This is a genomic window from Aphanothece microscopica RSMan92, from assembly GCF_046613545.2.
Classification (GTDB): domain Bacteria; phylum Cyanobacteriota; class Cyanobacteriia; order PCC-6307; family Cyanobiaceae; genus NIES-981.
On sequence record NZ_JBKKKY020000211.1, the window covers coordinates 1 to 1037 of the forward strand.

At 68.2% G+C, this 1037-nt stretch carries 1 protein-coding gene; it reads right to left on the reverse strand.

The genetic code is table 11. The features are described from left to right. Positions 1 to 1037 (reverse strand): PQQ-dependent sugar dehydrogenase (locus tag ACLD7X_RS17035; RefSeq protein WP_411424876.1); only part of this gene is annotated, 1037 nt, incomplete at both ends.

Genomic DNA, 1037 nt, shown 5'->3' on the forward strand with positions numbered 1-1037 from the left:
GGCCCAGCCGGTCCTCCAGCCGCCCGAGGAATTGCAGCGCCGCCGCGTCATCCACGTCGATGCTGAAGACCCGGCCGGAGATGAAGTCGGAGAAGAAGAAGTCGTTGTTGAACACCGCCGGGTAGCGGTCGCCGAAATAGACCACGCTGCCGCCGACCATCGCCTGCATCTGGAAGCCTGGCGCGTCGCTGTCGTGGGAGAAGGCGCGCAGCGGGGCGGTCGGGTCGACCAGCCCATCCGCGATCGCCTGGTAGAAGGCCTGCGCCGCCGGCATGTCGCGATAGACGGTGGTGGGCGCGAGCATCCCGTCGCCCCCTTCCAGCCAGGGCCAGCCGAAATTCGCGCCCGCGCCGGCGACATTCACCTCCTCATAGGACCACCAGCCGACATCGCCGACCACCGTGCGACCATCCGGCGTGATGGCGAAGGAGAAGGGATTGCGAAGGCCGAGCTGGAACACCTTCGCCCGGTTGCTGTCGAGGTCCATGCCCTCCGTCACGAAGGGATTATCCGCCAGCCCGTCGCCGGTGATCGGGTCGATCCGCAGGATCTTGCCGGAGAGGCTGTCGAGCGCCTGCACATCGGCCGTGCGCGGATCGGCGTAGTTGTAGGAGGTGCCGTCGCCGGTCGCGACATACAGCGCGCCATCCGGTCCGAACACCAGCGCGCCCCCGGCGTGGGAGACGCTATCGACCTTGATGTAGTCCTGCTTGTAGCCGTTCACCCATTCCGCCGGGGTGACGCCCGCGACCTTCTCCGATGACGGCAGCGCGGCGTGCTGCGGTTCCGTGAAGTCCAGCGCGCCGTTGCCGGATATGTCGCCCAGCACCTGGCCTGCGCCCCCCAGCAGGATCACCTTGCTGTCCGGCACGACGGTCGTGTAGCCGGTCGCGGCATCCAGCGTGTGGCGCACCAGATGCGCGAAGCGGTTGCCATCGCCGTTCCGCCCCGCCCCGCCGCCGCCACCGACATCGGGCGGATCGACCACATACAGCAGGTAGATGTAGGGGTTGTTGGCCAGGTCCGGGTGCAGCGCG